This is a genomic window from Gordonia aichiensis, assembly GCF_039946255.1.
Taxonomy (GTDB): domain Bacteria; phylum Actinomycetota; class Actinomycetes; order Mycobacteriales; family Mycobacteriaceae; genus Gordonia; species Gordonia aichiensis_A.
In genome coordinates this window covers 41,276-62,800 of record NZ_JBCDWL010000003.1, presented here as the reverse complement: position 1 = coordinate 62,800, position 21,525 = coordinate 41,276, and the positions used below count along the sequence as shown (strand labels likewise).

At 71.1% G+C, this 21,525-nt stretch carries 18 protein-coding genes; 13 read left to right on the top strand and 5 right to left on the bottom strand.

All coding sequences use genetic code 11. The features are described 5' to 3' along the window. Positions 1–9 precede the first annotated feature (9 nt). Together AAFO60_RS05345 and AAFO60_RS05340 are read left to right on the top strand one after the other, a co-directional pair. Complete coding sequence (locus AAFO60_RS05345) at positions 10–243, top strand: DUF3107 domain-containing protein (protein ID WP_347955141.1); 234 nt, start codon at positions 10–12, stop codon at positions 241–243. Between the two features lie 7 nt (positions 244–250). Continuing rightward, complete coding sequence (locus AAFO60_RS05340; protein ID WP_432211693.1) at positions 251–1,438, top strand: serine hydrolase domain-containing protein; 1,188 nt, start codon at positions 251–253, stop codon at positions 1,436–1,438. 729 nt (positions 1,439–2,167) lie between these two features. On the opposite strand, the gene AAFO60_RS05335 is transcribed toward AAFO60_RS05340, so the two are convergent. After that, positions 2,168–2,821, bottom strand: a complete 654-nt coding sequence (locus tag AAFO60_RS05335) for a TetR/AcrR family transcriptional regulator (protein ID WP_347955140.1) — start codon at positions 2,819–2,821, stop codon at positions 2,168–2,170. A gap of 124 nt (positions 2,822–2,945) precedes the next feature. On the opposite strand from AAFO60_RS05335, the gene AAFO60_RS05330 reads away from it, so the two are divergent. The 4 genes from AAFO60_RS05330 (at position 2,946) to AAFO60_RS05315 (ending at position 6,407) form a co-directional block, all read left to right on the top strand. Further along, a complete protein-coding gene (locus tag AAFO60_RS05330; RefSeq protein ID WP_347955329.1) occupies positions 2,946–3,902 on the top strand; it encodes a DUF3152 domain-containing protein in 957 nt (318 codons plus the stop codon). A gap of 100 nt (positions 3,903–4,002) precedes the next feature. Then, positions 4,003–5,178: an adenylyltransferase/sulfurtransferase MoeZ gene (gene moeZ, locus AAFO60_RS05325; RefSeq protein WP_347955139.1), complete on the top strand. Its 1,176-nt coding sequence runs from the start codon at positions 4,003–4,005 to the stop codon at positions 5,176–5,178. Positions 5,179–5,201: 23 nt separating this feature from the next. After that, a complete protein-coding gene (locus AAFO60_RS05320) occupies positions 5,202–5,507 on the top strand; it encodes a hypothetical protein (RefSeq protein ID WP_347955138.1) in 306 nt (101 codons plus the stop codon). 57 nt (positions 5,508–5,564) lie between these two features. After that, positions 5,565–6,407 carry a TIGR02569 family protein gene (locus AAFO60_RS05315; protein ID WP_347955137.1) on the top strand — a complete coding sequence of 281 codons (843 nt, stop codon included), beginning with the start codon at positions 5,565–5,567 and terminating at the stop codon, positions 6,405–6,407. 17 nt (positions 6,408–6,424) lie between these two features. On the opposite strand, the gene AAFO60_RS05310 is transcribed toward AAFO60_RS05315, so the two are convergent. Both AAFO60_RS05310 and AAFO60_RS05305 read right to left on the bottom strand, forming a co-directional pair. Continuing rightward, positions 6,425–6,715, bottom strand: a complete 291-nt coding sequence (locus tag AAFO60_RS05310) for an MGMT family protein (RefSeq protein ID WP_347955136.1) — start codon at positions 6,713–6,715, stop codon at positions 6,425–6,427. Beyond that, a complete protein-coding gene (locus AAFO60_RS05305; protein WP_347955135.1) occupies positions 6,703–7,530 on the bottom strand; it encodes an alpha/beta fold hydrolase in 828 nt (275 codons plus the stop codon). The genes AAFO60_RS05310 and AAFO60_RS05305 overlap by 13 nt, the downstream gene beginning before the upstream one ends. Before the next feature lie 62 nt (positions 7,531–7,592). Here AAFO60_RS05305 and AAFO60_RS05300 point away from each other — a divergent pair, with 62 nt between their 5' ends. From AAFO60_RS05300 to AAFO60_RS05270, 7 genes are all read left to right on the top strand, one after another. Then, positions 7,593–10,868: an ATP-dependent helicase gene (locus tag AAFO60_RS05300; RefSeq protein ID WP_347955134.1), complete on the top strand. Its 3,276-nt coding sequence runs from the start codon at positions 7,593–7,595 to the stop codon at positions 10,866–10,868. Next, complete coding sequence (locus AAFO60_RS05295; protein ID WP_347955133.1) at positions 10,861–14,220, top strand: UvrD-helicase domain-containing protein; 3,360 nt, start codon at positions 10,861–10,863, stop codon at positions 14,218–14,220. The genes AAFO60_RS05300 and AAFO60_RS05295 overlap by 8 nt, the downstream gene beginning before the upstream one ends. Positions 14,221–14,295: 75 nt before the next feature. Continuing rightward, positions 14,296–15,360 (top strand): potassium channel family protein, encoded by a 1,065-nt coding sequence (locus AAFO60_RS05290; protein ID WP_347955132.1) that lies wholly within the window; start codon positions 14,296–14,298, stop codon positions 15,358–15,360. Beyond that, complete coding sequence (nudC, locus tag AAFO60_RS05285) at positions 15,360–16,277, top strand: NAD(+) diphosphatase (protein WP_347955131.1); 918 nt, start codon at positions 15,360–15,362, stop codon at positions 16,275–16,277. Before AAFO60_RS05290 ends, nudC begins: the two co-directional genes overlap by 1 nt. Before the next feature lie 48 nt (positions 16,278–16,325). Next, positions 16,326–16,586: a mycoredoxin gene (locus AAFO60_RS05280; protein ID WP_347955130.1), complete on the top strand. Its 261-nt coding sequence runs from the start codon at positions 16,326–16,328 to the stop codon at positions 16,584–16,586. A 43-nt stretch (positions 16,587–16,629) separates the two neighbouring features. Beyond that, on the top strand, positions 16,630–18,624 hold the full coding sequence (locus tag AAFO60_RS05275; RefSeq protein ID WP_347955129.1) for an ATP-dependent helicase: 1,995 nt from the start codon (positions 16,630–16,632) through the stop codon (positions 18,622–18,624). A gap of 366 nt (positions 18,625–18,990) precedes the next feature. Next, on the top strand, positions 18,991–19,254 hold the full coding sequence (locus tag AAFO60_RS05270) for a WhiB family transcriptional regulator (RefSeq protein ID WP_347955128.1): 264 nt from the start codon (positions 18,991–18,993) through the stop codon (positions 19,252–19,254). A gap of 13 nt (positions 19,255–19,267) precedes the next feature. Here AAFO60_RS05270 and AAFO60_RS05265 read toward each other — a convergent pair whose 3' ends face one another. After that, positions 19,268–20,584: an ABC1 kinase family protein gene (locus AAFO60_RS05265; protein WP_347955127.1), complete on the bottom strand. Its 1,317-nt coding sequence runs from the start codon at positions 20,582–20,584 to the stop codon at positions 19,268–19,270. Continuing rightward, positions 20,581–21,495, bottom strand: a complete 915-nt coding sequence (locus tag AAFO60_RS05260) for a hypothetical protein (RefSeq protein ID WP_347955126.1) — start codon at positions 21,493–21,495, stop codon at positions 20,581–20,583. Before AAFO60_RS05260 ends, AAFO60_RS05265 begins: the two co-directional genes overlap by 4 nt. Between the last annotated feature and the right edge of the window lie 30 nt (positions 21,496–21,525).

Below are 21,525 nucleotides of genomic sequence, written 5' to 3'. Positions count from 1 at the left end.
TCTTCAGTTATGAGCGTTGATGTGAAGATCGGTATCGAGAACAGCCCGCGCGAACTGGCGTTCGCGTCCGCACAGTCGGCCGACGAGGTGTACGCGGCCGCCGGGCGCGCCCTGGACGGAACCGATTCGGTGCTGGCCCTGACCGACGACAAGGGTGCGCGCGTGCTGGTGCCCGCGGCCAAGATCGCCTACGTCGAGGTCGGCAGCGCCGAGAGCCGTCGCGTGGGATTCGGCGCGGCCTGAGCGGACCGTGAACCGCACTGACACCGGACTCCTGGACGAGCTGCTCCGCCTCGCGACTGTCGGGCCCGACGCCGATCGGGTGCCGGGGGTCGTCGCCGCTCTGACCACCTCCGACGGGCCGGTGTACACCGGCTGCGCGGGTGTCCGGGCGGCGGGCGGCGACGAGGCGATGACCTCCGAATCAGTGATCGCCCTGTATTCGGCCAGCAAGGCGCTGACCGCGACCGCGGTGCTCCAATGCGTGCAGGAGGGACTGCTCGACCTGGATGCGCCCGCCTCCCGCTACGTGCCGGAGATCGCCGAGATCGGCGTCCTCGACGGATACGACGAGGCGGGTGCCCCGCGTGTCCGGGCGCCGCGCACGCCGATCACCACGCGCATGCTGCTGCTGCACACCGCAGGTTTCGCGTACCCGTTCTTCGACGCGGACTACCGGCGCCTGGTGCGCGACGGTCACGCTCCCGACGTGGCGACCGCCACCAGGGCCTCGCTGATGACGCCGCTGCTGTTCGAGCCCGGCTCCCGCTGGAACTACGGCAGCGGAATGGACTGGGCGGGACTGGTCGTCGAGGCGGTTCGCGGAGCCCGGCTCGGCGATGTCCTGGCCGACCGCGTCTTCGCGCCGCTGGGCATGGAGAACTCGGGATTCGGGCTGACGGACGCGATGAAGGCGGTGCGGGCCGCGGTGCACCTGCGTCGCCCGGACGGCACCCTCAAGGCGACCGGCATCGTCATGCCGCAGGACCCGGAGGTCCAGATGGGCGGACAGGGCCTGTACTCGACCGTGCCCGACTACCTGCGCTTCCTGCGGATGTGGTTGCGCGACGGGGTCGGGGAGGGCGGTTCGGTTCTGGCTCCCGAGACGATCGCGTGGGCCGTCCGCAGCGGCCTGTCGCCGCAGCAGGGCGTCACCGCGCTGCGCAGCGTCGATCCCGTGGTGAGCGCCGATTGCGAGTTCTTCCCCGGTCAGCGCAAGTCGTGGGCGTATTCGTTCATGGTCAACGACGAAACGGCGCCGACCGGGCGTTCGGCCGGCTCCCTGAGCTGGGCGGGGCTGGCCAACGTGTACTTCTGGATCGACCGCACCGCCGACCTCGCGGGAATCTGGGCCACCCAGTTGCTGCCCTTCGCCGACCCCGTCGCCCTGCGCGCCTACCTCGACTTCGAAACCGCGGCCTACCGAAGCGCCGCCTGACCGCCCGAGCGAGTGGTCGTGACCCGCCTGAGCGTCTGTCAGGGTGGTCGTGAGCGCTTTCCAGGGTGGCCGACGTGAGCGCTTTCCAGGGTGGTCGAGTAGCCCGCGAACGAAGTGAGCGAGCGTATCGAGACCTCGTGCGGTGGTCTCGATACGTCCTCGGCTAGCGCCTCGGCCTACTCGACCAGCCTGAGGGGCGATCGGCCGTGCTGCGTGTGTGCGTCTCGTCGGCTTGCTTCCAGGGTGGTCGAGTAGCCCGCGAACGGAGTTCGCGAGTGTATCGAGACCTCGTGCGGGGTCTCGATACGTCCTCGGCTTGCGCCTCGGCCTACTCGACCAGCCTGAGGGGGCCGGAGCTATGGGTTTCTTCGACCGGCCGTACTGCGTGTGCGCCTCGTCGGCTTGCTTCCAGGGTGAGCGAGCGTATCGAGGCCTGGTGCGGTGGTCTCGATACGTCCTCGGCTAGCGCCTCGGCCTACTCGACCAGCCTGAAGGGGCTAGCGCCTCGGCCTACTCGACCAGCCTGAACGGGGCTTGCGCTTCGGCAGCCTGTACGGGCTGTCGCTTCGCGATCGGCCGTGCTGCGTGTGCGCCTTTTCGGCTTGCTTCCAGGGTGGTCGAGTAGCCCGCGAACGAAGTGAGCGAGCGTATCGAGACCTCGCAAGATTTGCGTCGGATCTTGTGGCCTGGGAAACGAACTTGCGACGCAAGTATTCTGCTGTCGAGGGCTCAGCGGCCGTCTTCGGGGTCCTGGCGCGGGACGCCGGCCAAACCGCCCCACAGCAGGGCTGCTGTCGTATCGACCGCGCTGGCCTTGTCGATCGGCCGACTCGCGTCGACCCAGTAGCGGGCGTTCATCACGCTGGCGCCCACCAGCCCGGCCGCCAGCATCCGCGAGCGGTACGGATCCAGGCCGGAGTCCTGCATCACCAGGCCGTAGACCGCGTCGACGCACGCTTCGGTCGCGCCGTCGACACGCCGGATCACCGCGGGATCCAGGGCGTCGGAGGCGAAGATCAGCCGATAACCCGAGTTGTCGTCATCGATGAAGTCGAAGAAGGCCTCGACCGCCGCCTGCACGCGGATGCGGTTGTCGCTGGAGGTCAGCAGCGCGCGGTTCACATCGGACACGAGCTTTTCCGCATGCGAGTCGACCACCGCGATGTAGAGGTCGAGCTTGGACGGAAAGTGCTGGTAGAGGACGGGCTTGCTGACGCCCGCGTGAATCGCGATCTCATCCATTCCGGCCGAATGGTAGCCCCGTTCGACGAAGATCTCGCTGGCCGCATCGAGGAGTTGACGGCGCCGAGCACTTCGCGGCAGACGGGTGCTGGTACGGCCGCCGCCGGTCGGCGTCGACGTCGGAGAACTGGGAGACGACATTCCTGAATCCTACTCGGAGCGCAACGCGTCACACCCATCAGGACGCCGCCGACCGGGGTGGATGCCCGGGGTCGCGGGGCATCTGTGAGAAAGTTGACGGGTGACCGGTACACCAGCTCCTGGGATGCAGCGTCCCCGCCGTCCGCGGCCCGACCAGCCGCTGCGCGCCCGCTGGGATCCGATCGCCGACAGCGGCAGGGCCCGCTCCGAACGGGTGGAGCGGCGCAAGCGCAGCGCCGTCGGCCGGTTCGTGAGCACCTACGGTTGGCGCGCGTACGCGATCCCGGTGCTGGCCGTGCTGACCGTGGTCCTGCTCATCCTGACCGTGCGAGGCGGTGACTCCTCACCGGGCGTCGCGGCGGCGGGCGAACAGGTCCGCAACACGCACGTGCAAGACGAGACGACGCCGATCGGCGCGCCCACCGGACCGATCCAGGAAGCCGCGCTGCCGGCCGGGACCCTTCCCGCGGGCGGCCCCTTCACGACCAAGGGTGAGCGCACCTATCACGCGGTGCGGGGGACGACCGGCAAGGTCGGTACCGGCTCGCAGGTGTTCACCTACACCGTCGAGGTGGAGAACGGCGTCAATCCGCAGGACTACGGCGGCGACCGGACTTTCGCGAAGCTCGTCGACGCGACCCTGGCCAATCCCAAGAGCTGGATCGGTGACGGGAAGGTCGCCTTCCGGCGGATCGATCGGGGCGAGCCCGACCTGCGGATCTCGCTGTCGTCGACCGACACGACCCGAGAACTGTGCGGCTACCAGATCAAGCTCGAGACCTCGTGCTACTACCCGCCCGACCATCGGGTCGTGCTGAACGAGGCGCGCTGGGTGCGCGGCGCGATCGCCTTCGCGGGCGACGATCTCACCTACCGCCAGTATCTGGTCAACCACGAGGTCGGGCACGGCATCGGCTACGAGAAGCATCAACCGTGCAAGGAGGACGGCGCCCTCGCACCGATCATGATGCAGCAGAGCTTCGGCACCGCCAACGCGCAGATTCTGGCGCTCGACCCGGACATGAAGGCCGATCGCACGCTGGTGTGCAAACCGAATGCGTGGCCCTACCCCGGAAACTGACTCACCGCGGACCGGCACCGCCCGGTGCCCGGCGTGGGAATATCGTCGGGGAGCGCCGCAGTTTCAGTCGATGAACCCTCGCGTTCGGAAGGTCGTTGGAATGTCACCGTTGCCACCTCTGGTGGAACCCGCAGCAGAACTGTCCCGCGCCGAGGTGGCCCGTTACAGCCGTCACCTCATCATTCCCGACCTGGGAATGACCGGGCAGAAGCGGCTGAAGAACGCGAAGGTCCTGGTGATGGGGGCCGGAGGCCTCGGCTCGCCCACCCTGCTGTATCTGGCGGCCGCCGGCGTCGGCACCCTGGGGATCGTCGACTTCGACGTGGTCGAGGCGTCGAATCTGCAGCGGCAGATCATTCACGGCACCGGCGACGTCGGCCGGCTCAAGACCGAGAGCGCCCGCGACTCCATCCACGAGATCAACCCGTTCGTCGACGTCCGCCTGCACGACCTTCGGCTCGACCCGGGCAACGCCGTCGACCTGTTCGCGCAGTACGACCTGATCCTCGACGGCACCGACAACTTCGCCACCCGCTACCTGGTCAACGACGCGGCCGTCCTGGCGGGCAAGCCCTACGTGTGGGGATCGATCTACCGGTTCGAAGGCCAGGTCTCGGTGTTCTGGGAGGACGCCCCCGACGGCCGCGGCCTCAATTACCGCGACCTGTACCCGCAGGCCCCGCCGCCCGGAATGGTGCCCTCGTGTTCGGAGGGAGGCGTCCTGGGCATCCTGTGCTCGTCGATCGGTTCCATCATGGGCACCGAGGCGATCAAACTGATCTGCGGTATCGGCGAACCGCTGCTGGGGCGGCTGATGGTGTACAACGCGTTGGAGATGAGCTACCGGACGGTCGCCGTCCGGAAGGACCCCGCAGGCGAGGCCGTCACCCGGCTCATCGATTACGAGGAGTTCTGCGGGATCGTGTCCGACGAGGCCGCGGCGGCGACGGTCGGATCGACGCTGACGCCCGCCGAGGTGGATTCCGCACTGCACTCGGACCGGCCGCCCGCGCTGATCGACGTGCGGGAACCGGTCGAGTTCGAGATCAATCGCATCGACGGCGCCCAGCTGATCCCAAAGGGCGAGATCGTCTCCGGGCGGGCGCTCGGCGATCTCCCGCACGACCGGCCGATCGTGCTGTACTGCAAGACCGGAATCCGTTCGGCGGAGGCGCTGGCGTCGCTGAAGAAGTCGGGTTTCGCCGACGCCGCGCACCTGCAGGGCGGGATCGTGGCGTGGGCCGCCCAACTCGACCATGCGATGCCGATGTACTGACCCGGACCTGCCACAATCCACGCATGCCGAGAACCCAGCCTCCACTCGCGCCGACCTTCCTGGCGCTCGCGTTCACGGGCGCGACGGGAACGGTGACCGGTGTGGCCGCGGCGGCACCGCTGTGGCTGCTCACCCGGTCGACGACGCCGATGGGACTGCCCGCGTGGGCGTACCCGGCGGTCTGCGGTCTGCTGGTGGTGGTGTCCGCGGTGGTGATCGGCCTCAAACTGAGCGGGGCCGGTCGGATGGTGGCTGCGGTGTTCCCACTCGGCATGGCGCTCGGCTGCGCCGTGCCCGTGCTCATCGCGGCGGCCGTCGCCGCCCTGTGACGGCGGTGTCGCTGCCCGGCACAGGGCCGCCGACTGGGTAATCTGACGGTTGTGACCATGACTGTCGAGCCTCCGGAGCAGGTGCTGACCACCTTCGGGCTCACCGCGCACCCGCCGATCGCGATGGATTCGGCGGGCTGGCGGGTCGGCGAGGTGGTGCTGACGCTGGTCCCCGATCACGCGCGCGCCGCCTGGTCGGCGTCCGCCCGCGAGAACCTGTACGTGGAGGGCATGCGGATCGCCCGGCCGATCCGCGCCTCCGACGGCCGATATGTGGTCTCCGGCTGGCGTGCCGACACCTACGTCGCGGGCAGTCCGGAACCGCGCTACGACGAGATCGTCGCCCTGGCCGACCGGCTGCACCGCGCGACCGCGAAGCTGGAGCGGCCCCGCTTCATTCTGCAGCCGCCCGCCCCGCCGTTCACCGACGTCGACGTCTTCGTCGCCGCCGACCGTGCCGCCTGGGAGGCGACGCCGCTGCGCACCGCGCGCGGCGCGGGCATGGCCGACCCGGAGGGGGAGAGCAGCGAGCGCAGTGCGGCGGAACTGAAGATCCTCGGCGGCCTGCGCAAACCCGTCGACCTGCCCCAACAGGTGGTGCACGGCGACCTGTTCGGCACCGTGCTGTTCGCCGGCGCCGCGGCTCCGGCGATCACCGACATCGTGCCCTACTGGCGTCCCGCGTCGTGGGCGGCGGCGGTGGTCGTCGTCGACGCGCTCGCGTGGGGAGGGGCCGGCGAGGACTTGATCGAGCGCTGGTCCGACCATCCCGAGTGGCCGCAGATGCTGCTGCGCGCGGTGATGTTCCGGCTGGCCGTCCACGCCATGCACCCGCGGTCGACCGCCGGCGCCCTCCCGGGGCTGCTGCGCGTCGTCGACCTGGTCCGAATGATGGTGTAGCGCAACCGAACCGCTCGCTACATCCGGTGCGCCCGCAGGTCGATCCGACCGTCGACGACGCGGACGCCCTCCTCGCGCAGGCGCGCCAACTGGCGCTCGCGCAGACCCGCGGCGGGCCGGCCAGAGGCGGGCACCACCCGATGCCAGGGCAGATCGGCCGAGTCGGTGCGCATGATCCACCCGACGATGCGCGGACTGGACAGGCCGACCTGCGCCGAGAGGTCGCCGTAGGTGCGGATCCGTCCGGGCGGGATCGCCGCGATCAGCGCCCGCACCCGCTCCACCTGATCCTCGGTCACCGCGGGCATCGGGCCAACAGCTCTCGGACCAGCTCGGCGCAGAACTCGGGAACCAGGAAGGGCACCATGTGCTCGGTGTCGACGTGGTGCACGGTCACCGAGTCGGCGCGGTCGGCGGCGCAGGCCGCCAGGAACTCCGGCCGGACGAAGGGCGGGTCGACGCGGTCGGCGACCACCACGTGTGTCGGCACGCCCGGCGGCGGCAGCCGGAAGGCGCCGGTCATCTCGCTCCACGCCGTCGCCGCGGCGGGCGCGCTGACCCGCCATCTGACACCGCCGCCGGGGGCCGGAATCAGATGCTCGGCGACCTCCCGCTCGAGGATGTCGGCGGGTACCGCACCCCACCCCTCCATCCGTTTGGCGGCCTTGGCGTCCTCGGCGTCGGTGTTGCCCCAGTGCGTCATCGCGGATTCGGCGACGGTCCCGGCGAACGTCGGCTCGAGCCCCTGGGCCGGATCGAGCAGGACGAGTCCGGCGATGTCGGCGGGCCGACGTTCGGCCAGGGCGAGGGCGACCGCCGATCCGTACGAGTGGGCAAGCACCACGACCGGCCGGTCGTCGGCCGCCACGTGTCGGTCCAGGACCTCGGCGAGCGCAGCGGCGTGGTCGTCGATCCGCCACGGCGGCTCCCACGGGCTGCGACCGTGCCCGAGCAGATCGGGCGCCACCACCCGCACCCCGGGCAGGTGATCGAGGGACAGCCGCTCCCAACGCTTTCCGTGTCCGGTGAGTCCGTGCACGGCCAACACGTGCGGCACCCCGCCGGTGGCGGGGCCGAACAGATGGGTGTGCAGCGCACGTGCGCCCGCGGTCGGTCGTGGCATGCCTCGACTGTAGTGCGGGCCGGGGGAGGAGCCCTGTCGGTGGGGCGTGCTTCGATGGGGGCATGACCAGACCGGGGACCCGACTCATCGCCGCCGCGCCACGCGCCGATGCGGACCGCCGGTGGCCCGAGGCTGCTGCGGCGCTCGTCGCCGGCGGCCATCGGGCCGACCCTCAGCGTCCCTGGCGGCCGTGGCGGGTGCACGGCGGGCCGGGTACCGGGAAGACGGCGCTGCTGGTCGACGCCGCCGTCGCCCGCATCCTCGATCCGGACGTGGCTCCCGAGTCGGTGCTGGTCCTGGCCGCCAACCGCCGGGCCGCCACCGACCTGCGCGCCGAGATCACCCGACGGGTCCTGTCGGCGGGCGGCAGTCTGGGCGGCGCGCTGCGCGAACCCCTCGTGCGGACGGTCCACTCGTACGCCTTCGCGGTCCTGCGACTGCAGGCGTCGGCGCACGGCAATCCGCCGCCCCGCCTGATCACCGGCTCCGAGCAGGACGTGATCCTGCGCGAGCTGCTGGCGGGCGACGTGGAGGACGGCGCCCATTACTGGCCGGCGTCACTGCGCCCGGCGCTGACCACCGACGGCTTCGCGCAAGCCCTGCGCGACCTCATGATGCGTGCCGCCGAGCGCGGCCTGGGCCCCGACGATCTGGCCGCACTCGGGCACGAGCACGGTCGTCCCGAATGGGTCGCCGCCGCGCACGCCCTCCGCCAGTACGAGGAGGGGATGGCGCTGCGCAGCTCCGTCGGGGTCGACGCCCCGGAGGCCAGCGTCAGCGCCGTCGACGCCGCCGAGCTCATCGGATCGGCGCTGTCGGCCTTCGCCACCGACCCCGACGTGCTGCGCGGTCAACGCCGGCGCATCCGGCACCTGCTCGTCGACGACGCCCAGCACCTGGATCCGCAGGCCGCGATCCTGGTGCGGCTGGTGGGGACCGGCGCGGATTCGGCGATCATCGCTTCCGACACCGACCAGTCGGTGTTCGGCTTCCGCGGCGCCGACCCTAAGTTCGCCGACGCGCCCGCGGGCACCGACCCCGACCCCGACCGAGACGTCGAGCTGACCGTCGACCATCGCGGGCTGCCGGCCGTCAACCGGGTGGGCGCGGCCCTGGCCCGGCGGCTGCCCGGCGCCCGCCCGCACGCCTACCCGGAACCCGACGCCGCCGACACCGGCCGAGCACAGGTGCGGGTGTTCTCGTCGCCGGCGAAGGAGGCCACGGCCGTCGCCGACCTGATGCGACGCGCCCACCTGTTCGACGGCGTCCCCTGGTCGCAGATGGCCGTGATCGTGCGATCGGTGCCGCGGGCGCTGCCCGCGCTGCGCCGCGCCTTCTCCTCGGCCGGAGTGCCCATGGCGACGCCCACCAGCGACATCCCGATCCACCGGCAACGCGCGGTGCAGGCGTTCACCCTCGTGCTGCGCGTGGCCGCCGGTGGCCGGCCGCTGGAACCCGACGATGTGATCGAGCTGCTGAGCGGCCCGATCGGCGCGACCGACCCGACCAACCTGCGTCGCCTGCGCCGCGGCGTCCGGCGGATCGACGAGGCGCGCGGGCACGACACGGACTCCCTGCAGTCGCTGGCCGCCGCTCTCGGCGACGCCGACCTGATGGCGATCTATCTCGCGGGCCTCACCGACTTCGAGGCCGCCTCCCTCAAGCACGTTCGCAAGGTGATCGAGGCGGCGCGTGCCGCGCACGCCGGCGGCGTCGGGGTCGAAGAGACCCTGTGGCGGGCCTGGCGTGCCAGCGGACTCGAACGACGGTGGACGGCGCAGTCGTTGCGCGGGGGACGCGGCGGCGATCAAGCCGACCGCGACCTGGACGCGATGCTGGGGATGTTCGAGGCGGCGGGAACCTTCGCCGACAACCTGCCCGCGGCCGGCACCCTGGCGTTCATCGACTATCTCGGTCAGCTGCAGATTCCGCGGGAGTCGCGGATGGCGACGGCCGGCGTCGATTCGGTGGTCGTGGTCTCCGCCCACGCCGCCACCGGGCGCGAATGGGAGGTGGTCGCGGTCCCCGGCGTTCTGGACGGACTGTGGCCGTCCCTGCGCAGCCGCGGCAGCATCCTGGGCACACCGGCGCTGATGGATCTGCTCGACGGCATCGGCGCCGACGCGATCGACACGATCGCCCGCGGCTCGGTCATGCTCGCCGACGAACGCCGCCTGCTCCTGGTCGCGTGCAGCCGGGCCCGCAGCCGCCTGCTGGTCACCGCGGTCGAGGACGGCAGCGGCGACGCCTCGCCGTCGCGGTTCGTCCCGGAGATCGCCGAGGCGCTCGGCGGCTACGGGGACGAGACCGAGCCCGAGACCGCCGACGAGATCCCGCTCGACGCCGGAGTGCGCCGCGTCCTGTCGCTGCCCTCGCTGGTCGCCGAACTGCGCGCCGTCACCGTCGCCGGCGCGCAGGACCCCGACGAACGGACCCGGGTCGCGGCCGCGCTGCTGGCCGACCTCGCGCAGGCGGGCGTGCCGGGCGCCGCGCCTGCCGACTGGTTCGGGCTGGTGGGACCGAGCACCGACGCGCCGCTGTGGACGCCCGAGCAGGGGCCGCGGACGCTGTCGCCGTCCAACATCGAGGCGCTCACCACCTGTTCGCTGCGGTGGGTGCTGGAACGACACGGCGGGCGCGACGGAGACGCCGAGCAGGCAGTCACCGGAACCCTGGTGCACACGCTGGTGCAGGCGGTCGCCGGTCGCCTCGATCGTGCCGAGGTCAACGCCGCCCTGCACGAGGTGTGGGGTCGAGTCGCCTCACCCGCCCAGTGGTACAGCACTCGCGAACTCGAACGAGCCGAAGGCATGCTGACCAACTTCCGGGACTGGCTGCGGATGTCGCGCACCGAACTCACCGAGGCCGGCGTCGAGGTGTCGGTCGACGCCACCCTGCCCGGCGGGGTGGACGAGCAGGGGAACGCCCTGCTTCCGGTACGGCTCGTCGGCCGGATCGACCGTCTCGAGACCGACAGCGAGGGCCGACCGGTCGTCGTCGACGTCAAGACCGGAAAGACCCCGATCCGGGCGGTCGACGCCCAGAACCACGCGCAGCTCGCGTCGTATCAGCTGGCGCTGCAGCTCGGCGGCGCCGAACCCGGCGGCGGCCGGCTGGTGTACGTCGCCAACGCGAACAAGACCACCGGCGCCGCTCAGCGGGTGCAGTCACCGCTGACCCCCGAGCAGGTGGACGAGTGGATCACCGTGGTCCGCGAAGCCGCTCGCGCGAGCATCGGCCCGGTGTTCGCGGCGACCCCGAACAGCGGCTGCGGGCACTGCGGGCTGATCCGCTCGTGTCCGGCCCAACTGCGTGGAAAGGCGGTCATCGATGACTGACCACGAAGGCCCGACCGCAGGCGCGGCGGGGTTGATCGGCGCACGTTCGTTGGCCGCGGCGCTCGGTCTGCCCTCGCCCACCCCGGAGCAGGTCGAGGTCATCGAGGCGCCGCTGGAGCCGATGCTGGTGGTCGCGGGCGCGGGCGCGGGCAAGACCGAGACCATGGCCTCGCGGGTGGTGTGGCTGGTCGCCAACCGGCTCGTCGGCCCCGAAGAGGTGCTCGGCCTCACCTTCACCCGCAAGGCCGCCAGCGAACTGGCGGCCCGCATCCGTCGCCGGCTCGCCATGCTCGCGGGCAGTCCCGCGCTGCTGGAATGGGATCCGGGCGGGGAGCTGGCGAGCCGACTGCGCAGCGCCGACGCCGAGGTGAGCACGTATCACGCCTATGCGGGACGGCTGATCGCCGACTACGGCCTGCTGCTGCCGGTGGAACCGACGGCCACGCTGCTCAGCGAGACCGAACTGTGGCAGCTGGCCTTCTCGGTCGTCTCCGCGTGGCCCGGCGAGCTGAAGACCACCAAGGTGCCGTCCTCGGTCACCGAGGCGGTTCTGCGGCTGTACTCGGAGATGGCCGAGCACCTCGTCGACGTCGAGGACCTGGAAGCCGCCGGAACCGATCTGTACCGCATGATCGACACGCTGCCGCGCGGGCCGGGCCAGCGTGCCGAGCCCAGCGCGAAGCTGCGCAGCTACCAGCACGTCATCGACGAACGGCGGGAGCTGATTCCGCTCGTCCTGGCGCTCCGGGAGGCGATGGCGGCGCAGGGCGCCCTCGATTTCGGCAGCCAGATGTCGCTGGCGGCGCGACTGGTGGCACGCCACCCGGAGGTCGTGGACGCCGAACGTGCCGGGATCCGGGCCGTCCTGCTCGACGAATACCAGGACACCGGACACTCGCAACGCATCCTGCTGTCCTCGTTGTTCGGCGGACACACCATCGGCGGGCGGCGGCCGATCGCGGTCACCGCGGTCGGCGACCCGATCCAGTCGATCTACGGCTGGCGAGGCGCGTCGGCGGCCAACCTGCCGCGTTTCGCCCGCGACTTCCCGCGCCCGGACAGCCGCGACGCGCACCGGCGCGAACTGCTCACCAGCTGGCGCAACTGCGTGGGTGCGCTGCATCTGGCGAACCAGACGTCCGAGGAGCTCCGACGGCGCGGCGTCCCGGTCAGCGTGCTCCGCCCGCGGCCCGACGCGCCCGCGGGCACCGTGCGGTTGGCGCTCACCGACACCGTGATCGACGAACGCGAGTGGATCGCCGACCGCATCGAGGACTACTACCGGGCCGCCGAACGCGATCAGACGGCGCCGCCCACCACCGCCGTCCTGGTGCGACGCAACGAGGACTCGGCGCCGCTGGCGGCCGAGTTGGAACGGCGCGGCATCCCCGCCGAGGTCGTCGGCATCGGCGGCCTGTTGCACGTTCCCGAGATCACCGACATCGTCGCGACCCTGCGGCTGATGGCCGACCCGATGGCCGGGACCGCGGCCATGCGATTGCTGACCGGCGCGCGCTGGCAGCTCGGTGCCGCCGACCTGGCGGCCCTGTGGCGACGGGCGCGAGAGCTCGCCGCGGGCTCGGGCAACCCGACCGGCGGCGCGGTCACCAGCCGTGAGGCGCTCGACGAGGCGCTCGACGCCGCACTGCCCGGAGAATCGGTGGACTCGGCCGGCGTATGCGACGCCCTCGCCGATCCCGGCGACCCGAGCCGGTACAGCGCGGCGGGATTCGAGCGGATCAGCACCTTCGGCAAGCAGTTGGAGGGCCTGCGCCGCAGACTCGGCCAGCCGCTGCCGGAGCTGGTGGCCGACGTGGAGCAGACGATCGGCGTGGCGGTGGAGGCGCAGATCCGGGCGCGCCGCATGCGCAGCGAGGTGACCGGCCGGGAGCATCTGGACGCCTTCGCCGAGTACGTGACCCACTACGCCGACCGGTCGGGGGCGAGCCTGCCCGGGCTGCTGGCCTTCCTCGATGCCGCCGAGACGGTCGAGAAGGGGCTCGAGGCCGGTCAGGTCGAGGTCGCCGCGCAGCGGGTGCAGATCCTCACCGTCCACGCCGCGAAGGGACTCGAATGGGATGTGGTGGCGCTGCCGCACGTCGCCGAGCGCATCTTCCCCAGCGGGAAGGCCGAGACCACCTGGCTCGGTTCGGCGCGCGAGCTGCCCGCCGACCTGCGCGGCGACCTCTCGCGCGACGGCGACGAGGGCTTCCCGCCGCTCGACCTGACCGAGGTCGGCGACCGGAAGGAGCTCGAGACCGCCATCGAAGACCACAAGGAGGCCATCGCTCAGCGCCGGCTGGAGGAGGACCGGCGACTGCTGTACGTCGCGCTGACCCGCGCCAAGCAGACCCTGCTGGTGTCGGCGCATCACTGGTCCGAGACCGGTGACAAGCCGCGTGGCGGTTCGGAGTTCTACACCGAACTCGCGGCGCTGGTCGCCGAGGCGGCCGCGGGCGGGGTCGACGGCGTCGACCCCGCGGGGATGCGCATCGACGTCGACGCACCCGCCCCCGAACCCGATGCGGTCAACCCGCTCACCCAGCAGCAGCTCAGCGTGCCGTGGCCGGTGGACCTGCTGGGCGAGCGCCGCGCCCCGATGGTCGCGGCCGCCGAGCTCGTCGACGCCGCGCGCGCGGAGCGGGCACTGTTCGCGATCGCCGACGCCGATCCGGACGACCCCGACGCCCGCGAATGGCAGCGGGAGGTGCGGGTGCTGCTCGACGAGCGTTCCCGGGCAGGCGAGACGACGGTGTCGGTGGAACTGCCCGATCACCTGTCGGTGAGCCAGCTGGTCGAGCTCGACGCCGACGAGGAGTCGTTCGCGGCCCGGCTGCGCCGCCCGGTGCCCTACCGGCCCAACCCGATGGCCCGGCGCGGCACCGCCTTCCACGCGTGGGTGGAGCGCCGATTCGGCGCCACCCGGCTGCTCGACGTCGACGAACTGCCTGGGGCCGCCGACGCGGTGCCGGGGGCCGCCGAGGAGGACCTCGATCTGCTGCGCGGCAAGTTCTTGGCCTCCCCGTGGGCGCACCGCACCCCGATGGAGGTCGAGGTCGGCTTCGAGACGGTCATCGGCGAGACCGTGGTTCGGGGTCGGATGGACGCGGTCTTCGCCGACGGCGACGGCGCGCTCGTCGTCGACTGGAAGACGGGCGCGGTACCGGAACCGGCTCGGCGCCAGCCGCTGTTCATCCAGCTCGCCGCCTATCGGGTGGCGTGGTCGCAGCTGTCCGGGCTGCCGCTGGAGAGGGTTCGCGCGGCATTCGTCTACGTGCGGCACGACTTCACCCTGGAACCGGATCACCTGCCGGGCCCCGACGAGCTCGCGGCCATCCTCACCGACCGCTGAGGCGGTGGCGGTCACACCCATGAAGTAGCCTCCAAAATGTGATGTCGACATCTCAGTGCGCACCCCGGACCCGACGTGCGTAGGCACCTGCGCCGTCGTCGCGGCGGGGGACTGGTGGACGAGCCGGACTACGCCCTCGTCGGCATAGTCCGGATTCCGGAGAGCGAGAAGAGTCCGGCGCGCGCCATCGGCCGCCGGGTGCTGTGGGCGCTCACCGCGCTCATCGTCTGCTCGATCGTCGTCTATCTCGACCGGGACGGGTACATCGACGCCAAAGAGGGCGAGATGACCTACATCGACGCGCTGTACTACTCGGCCGTCACCCTGTCGACGACCGGCTACGGCGACGTCACACCGATCACCGAGTCCGCCCGACTGGTGAACATCATCTTCATCACGCCGCTGCGCGTCCTCTTCCTGATCGTGCTCATCGGCACCACCCTGGAAGTGCTGACCGAGCGCTCGCGGCAGGCGATCAAGATCCAGAACTGGAGGAACCGGGTGCGCAACCACACCATCGTCATCGGGTACGGCACCAAGGGACGCACCGCCGTCGACGCGGTGATCGCCGACGGCGGCAAGCCCTCGGAGATCGTGGTCGTCGACATCGACCAGACCGCCCTCGACTCGGCGGGCGCGCACGGTCTGGTCACCGTGCGCGGCAACGCCACCAAGTCCGACGTCCTGCGGCTGGCGGGCGTGCAGCACGCCTCGGCGATCGTGGTGGCGGCCAACCGCGACGACACCGCGGTGCTCGCGACCCTGACCGCCCGCGAGATCAATCCGCGCGCCAAGATCGTGGCCGCGATCAACGAGTCCGAGAACACCCACCTGATGCGCCAGTCGGGGGCCGACTCGGTGGTCGTCTCGTCCGAGACGGCCGGTCGCCTGCTCGGCATCGCGACCATCACCCCGTCGGTGGTGGAGATCGTCGAAGACCTGCTCAGCCCCGAAGAGGGCTACGCGATCGCCGAGCGAGAGGTGGAGCCGTCCGAGACCGGCGGGTCCCCGGCACATACCAGGGACCTGGTCCTCGGCGTGGTCCGCGAAGGCAAGCTGTACCGGGTCGGCGACGAGGAGGTCGAGGCGATCGAAGCCGGCGACCGACTGCTGTACGTGCGGCAGGGCGGGCCGGCCTGATGCCCGCCTCCTTCGAACTCTTCGAACCGCCGCTGCTCTCGCGCGCCTACCTCGACCGCGCCGACCTGGTCCGCAAGGATCCGCAGCGGCTGATCGCGGGCTGGCCCACCGCGCGGGTCCTGTTGATCGACCAGCGCGGCCGGTACGCGGTCACCGACGGCGGCACCCTGCGCTGGGTGCCCGCCGCCGACCTGGGCCCCGAACCCGTGGCCGGGGCGGTCTTCCTCGGCGTCGGACAGGTCGACTCGTGGGCGCTGCGGGTCGACGACCTCGCCCCGCCCGTCGGCGAGCCCCGCACCGGGGCGCATCGGCTGCCCGCCGACGAGGCCGGGCTGCTCGCGACCGCGCTCGGCGTCCTCAACTGGCACCGCACCGCGAAGTTCTCGCCCGTCGACGGCCGCCCGCTCGATCTGGTGCAGGGCGGCTGGCTGCGTCGTGATCCGGCGACCGGTGCCGAAGAGTATCCGCGCACCGACCCGGCGGTGATCATGGTGGTGCACGACGGCGCCGACCGGGTGCTGCTCGGTCGGCAGACCGTCTGGCCCGACCGGTGGTTCTCCACGCTGGCCGGGTTCGTCGAGCCCGGCGAGTCGCTCGAGCAGTGCGTCCGCCGCGAGGTGCTCGAGGAGGCGGGCATCCGGGTGCACTCGCCGCAGTATCTCGGCTCGCAGCCGTGGCCCTTCCCACGATCGCTGATGCTCGGCTTCGAGGCGATCGGCGACCCGTCCGAGCCGCTCGTCCTGCGGGACGGCGAACTGGGCGAGGCCCGGTGGTTCCACCGCGAGGAGGTCCTCGACGCGTTGGCGCGCGACGACGACTGGGGTGCCGACGCCCCCGACGCGCCGCTCATGCTGCCGGGCTCGATCTCCATCGCCCGCGGGCTGATCACGGGTTGGGCGCGCGCCGGGGGTCGCTGACCTCGGCCCGGGACGACGCGGTCGGCGCAGTTGTGCTGAAATGGCGACATGAGTGATGTGGCAGCCGAGCCGGAACTGACCCTCTACACCACCTCGTGGTGCCCGTTCTGCATCCGGTTGAAGACCGGGTTGAAGCGTAACGGCATCGAGTGGACCGAGATCGACATCGAGGACCAGCCCGAGGCCGCCGAGTTCGTCGGCAGCGTGAACGGCGGCAACCACGTGGTGCCGACCGTGCGCTACGCCGACGGTTCGACCGCGACCAATCCGTCGGTCGGCGAAGTGATGAGCAAGCTCGGCAAGCTCTGATCGCTCGGCGCGCCTGTCTGAGGGGCATGAGAACGTGGATGCCATGACAGCCACCGACGGACTCGACCCCGAACAACTCGAGGCGGTGCTCGCTCCGCGCGGCCCGGTGTGCGTCCTGGCCGGTGCGGGCACCGGAAAGACCCGGACCATCACCCGCCGGATCGCCCACCTCGTCGAGTCCGGGCAGGTCAATCCGGAGCAGGTACTGGCCGTCACGTTCACCGCCCGGGCGGCGGCCGAGATGCGCGAACGACTGTCGGTGCTCGGCGTGTCGGGGCCGGGCAATCGGGTCGCCGCCCAGACCTTTCACGCCGCGGCCATGCGCCAACTGCGCTACTTCTGGCCGATGGCGATGGGGGAGCGCCGGTGGGAGCTGCTCGAGCACAAGTTCCGAATGGTCGGTCGGGTGGCGCGCGAGCTGCACTTGGACGTCTCCGACCGCGATCTGCTGCGCGACCTCGCCTCGGAGATCGAATGGGCCAAGTCCTCGGGCATCGGTCCGGGCCAGTACGCCGAACGGGCCCGCGAGGTCGGCCGCGATGCGCCGCTCGACCCCCGCAAGATGGTGGAGGTGTTCGCCGCCTACGAGGCGGCGAAGGTAGCGCCCAACGGCGACCGCCTGCTCGACTTCGAGGATCTGCTGATCTTCACCACCGCGATCCTGCGGTCCGATCCGTCGATCGGCGAGGAGTTCCGGACGCGGTACCGCAGCTTCGTGGTCGACGAGTACCAGGACGTCACCCCGATCCAGCAGGATCTGCTCGACGCCTGGCTGGGCGGTCGCGACGACCTCACGGTGGTCGGCGACGCGAACCAGACCATCTACAGCTTCACCGGCGCCACCCCGTCGTATCTGCTCGACTTCACCCGCCGCTATCCCGAGGCCACCCTGGTGCGCCTGCAGCGCGACTACCGGTCGACGCCCGAGGTGGTCGGCCTGGCGAACGCCGCCATCGAGAAGGCGCGCGGACGGATCGCGGGCACCCGACTGAAGCTGGTGGGGCAGCGTCCCCCCGGGCCAGAGCCGGTGTTCGCGGGCTTCGACGACGAGATCTCCGAGGTCGTCGGCGTCGTCGCGCAGATCCGCAAGCTGATCCGCGCGGGTGTCCCCGCGGCGCAGATCGCGGTGCTGTACCGGGTCAACGCACAGTCGCAGGCGTACGAGGAGGCGTTGTCGGAGGCGGGCATCGACTACCAGGTCCGCGGTGCGCAGGGCTTCTTCGAACGCCCCGAGATCGTGGCCGCCATGCGCCGGCTCACGACGCTCGCCGCCGGCCCCGCCCCGCAGATGTCACCGGTCGACGCGGTCCGGCACGCCCTGCATCCGGTGGGGCTCACCGAAGCCGAACCGAAGGGCGCCAACGCGCGCTCTCGCTGGCAGCAGCTGCTCCGGCTGGTCGAACTGGTCGAGACGATCGCCGCGGCCGAACCCGACCGCGACTTCGCCGGGGTGATCGCCGCGCTGGAGGACCGCGCCCGGATGCGCCACGCCCCGGTCGGCGGCGGCCTCACCCTGTCGTCGATGCACGCGGCGAAGGGCCTGGAATGGGATGCGGTCTTCCTCACCGGGCTGCACGAGGGGTCACTGCCGCTGGGACGTGCGAGCAAGTCGACGCACGAGGTGGAGGAGGAGCGGCGGCTGTTCTACGTCGGCATCACCCGCGCCCGGGAGCACCTGCACCTGTCGTGGAGTCTGTCGCGCGGGGAGGGCCGCGGCGCCAAACGCCGCCGCTCCCGCTTCCTGGACGGCCTGGTTCCGCAGACGCGCGCCGAACTGGCGCCGATGCCCGAGCGCTCCGATCCCGATCCCGACGTGGTGAAGGCGCTCACGGCCTGGCGGGAGGACTTCGCCCGCGCCGAGGAGATCACGCCGGGCAACGTCATGAGCAAGCCGATGATCCGGTCGATCGCGACGGTCGTGCCGACCTCGATCGAGGAACTGGCGCGAGTGCGCGGCTTCGGCGCCGAGAACGCCGACCGGATCGGCTCGCAGATCCTCCGGGTGGTCGGCGACGCCGTCGCACAGCGGCGAGGCTGACAAAACCGCAGGTAGAAAATAAGTTGTGCGAGACCGTCGCTGCGCATAGCCTTGGCAGAGTACTTCACGCGGTGCAGCTTCGGGCTGCGCCGTGCGAGCCGAACGAGAGAAGGGAATCGGACAGTGAACTGGCAGACCGTACATCACGCTGCAGCAGCAGCACCCGCGGCGCGAGCGCGCCTGCGATTCCCCGTGGCCCGCACGGACGTTCCCACGTCCACCCGAAGTTCTCGATCTTAGAGACCAGCGGAAACCTGTAAGGCCACGGCGAATCGCGAAAGCGGACCCGTGGCCTTCTTCGTCTGTACGACCGGCCGGCCCGGGTTCACCAGAGATCTGAATCTGCGACGAGAAAGCCGACCTGTTTTGTCTGTATCAACACTTCCCCGAATCCAGACCCCGTGCCGAGAGTCCGAGACGGACGCCGATCTGTGGTTCGCCGACCAACCGCAGCAGCTGGAGGAGGCCAAGGCCCTGTGCAAGCAGTGCCCGCTGCGAGATCCCTGCCTGCAGAACGCGATCGAACGCGAAGAACCCTGGGGCGTCTGGGGCGGCGAGATCTTCTCCGGCGGGGTCGTCATCGCCCGCAAGCGGCCGCGCGGCCGTCCGCGGAAGAACGCCGTCGCGTGAGGTGCCCGGCCGGTCAGTCCTCGAGGCCGGGCACCCACTCGTTCAGGATCGACCGGTACGGGGCCTCGGCGTCGAGCTGCGCGGCGATGCCGACGCAGCCGATGAGGACCCGGAAGACCATCACGTACTCGCGTGGCACGTTCAGATTGCGCGAGGTCTTGTAGACGTCGCCGTTGAAGTCGGTCGCCATGCCCGCCGCACGCTGCAGCCACTTCCGCGTGAAGTGGAAGGTATCGGTGTACAGCGGATCGACATACGGCTGCAGGTACTTCGCCAGATCTTCGGCGCTCACCCGGTCGGCGTGCGAGGCACGGATGAAGTCGGCCTCGACCATCATCGCGCGCAGCTCGTCGTAGCGGCGATCGCGCGCCAACGCCAGAATGGGGCCGGTCTTGCTCGGTAGACCGTTCGGGTAGTGGCCGACGGCGCCGAAGTCGAGGATGCCGAACCGCCCGTCGTCGAGGACGTAGAAGTTGCCCGGATGCGGATCGCCGTGCAGCAGGCCCACCCGCGCCGGCGAGCTGATCTCGAAGGTGGTCATCTTCGCGGCGGCGTCATTGCGCTGCTCCTGCGTGCCCTCGGTGATGAGGCGCGAGAGGCGGATGCCGTCGATCCACTCCGAAACCACCACCTTCGGGGAGCTGGCCACGATTTTCGGGACCAGGAAGTCGGGGTCGCCGTCGAAGGCGCGCGCGAACGCCCGCTGGTTGTCGGCCTCGGCGAGGTAGTCGAGTTCGTCCTCGGTGCGATCGATGAGTTCGTCGACCATCGCCTTGACGTCGGTGCCGGGCGAGAGCTTCTGGATCAGCCCCGACATGCGGCGCAGTGTCTTGAGGTCGGCTTTGAGGGCGTGATCGGCGCCCGGGTACTGGACCTTGACGGCCACCTCGCGGCCGTCGGACCACACCGCCCGGTGCACCTGACCGATGCTCGCCGACGCGGCCGGGGCATCGCTGAACTCGCGGAACCGTTCGGGCCAGCGGGTGCCGAGCTGCTGGTCGAGGACCTTGTGGACGGCGGCGGCGGGAAGCGGCGGCGCTTCGGCCTGCAGTTTCGTGAGCGCCTCGCGGAAGGGCTCGCCGAACTCGTCGGGGATCGCGGCCTCCATGATCGACAGGGCCTGGCCGACCTTCATCGCGCCGCCCTTGAGCTCGCCGAGCACCGCGAACAACTGCTCGGCCGTCTTGTTCATCAGCTCGGCGCTGACCTCTTCTCGGCTCTTGCCCGCGATCCGTTTTCCGAGGCCTGCTGCTGCTCGCCCGGCAACACCCAGCGGGAGGGTGGCCAGCTTGGCGTTGCGACGGCCCTGGCCTCGTGTGATCTCGCTCAATTGTGTCCTTTCGCCGCGAGTTCGAGAATAGAGGATCCGGCTGCGACCGGCTCACCGCGATGGCCGGGTACGCACCGGCATCGCGGATGAATCGGCGCCGGAACGCTGCGGACCACGCACGGTCGTCGACCGAACTCGATGACGGTGTTCACCGTCGTCGGCGGCACCGGGGACGAGGCGCGCAGCCGTTCGGCGATGTCGGCGAGGTGAGCGTGCGCCAGCGCCACCGTGGACAGCCTGGTGGCGACGCTCGCTCCGCCCGCCACCCCCTGCAGCGCGGCGGCAAGCACCGGCCACTGCGGGTCGCGGTCGGTGCGGAAATGCTCGATGCATTGCAGGCAGCTCGACAACCCGGGCAGTACCAGCGGGCCGACGATCCCCACGTCGTCGTCGACGTGAACGCTCAGGTGCGGGACACCCGCCTGCATGAGGGGCCGCCACATGGCCGGGTCGGCGACCGGCTGGTCGGCGATGACGACCAGGTCGGGGCGCCCGGGCAGTGGACCGAGGGGGCCACGCGGGTCACAGGCTGCGGTCCGGTGTCCGTCGGCCGGCAGCCCCGCCAGCAGCAGCTCGGCGAGCTCGCCGTGCCCGACGACGCCGACGCGGAGCGCCCGCCGCCGGTCGTCGGCCGGTGCGGTCGCCTTGCCGGCCGCCACCAGACTGTCGAGCAGCGCCCAGAATGCGGTGGCCGTCATACCTGCCGCGCGGACCTCCCGACGCACCTGCGGGTAGCGCTGCGGTGAGCGCAGCCGCTGCAGGACCCGCACGAGGCGCGCGGCGCTGACCGGCGGAGCGAAGTCCAGGGTCAGCGCGGTGCGCGGATCGGATCCGATGTGGATGCCGTTGCCCGCGCGGACGAGCACCGGCGTGCCGGCATTCAGGATCGGCAGGGTCTCGCGTGCGGGCATGCCGTCCACGCTCGCACCGCGGGCGGGTCG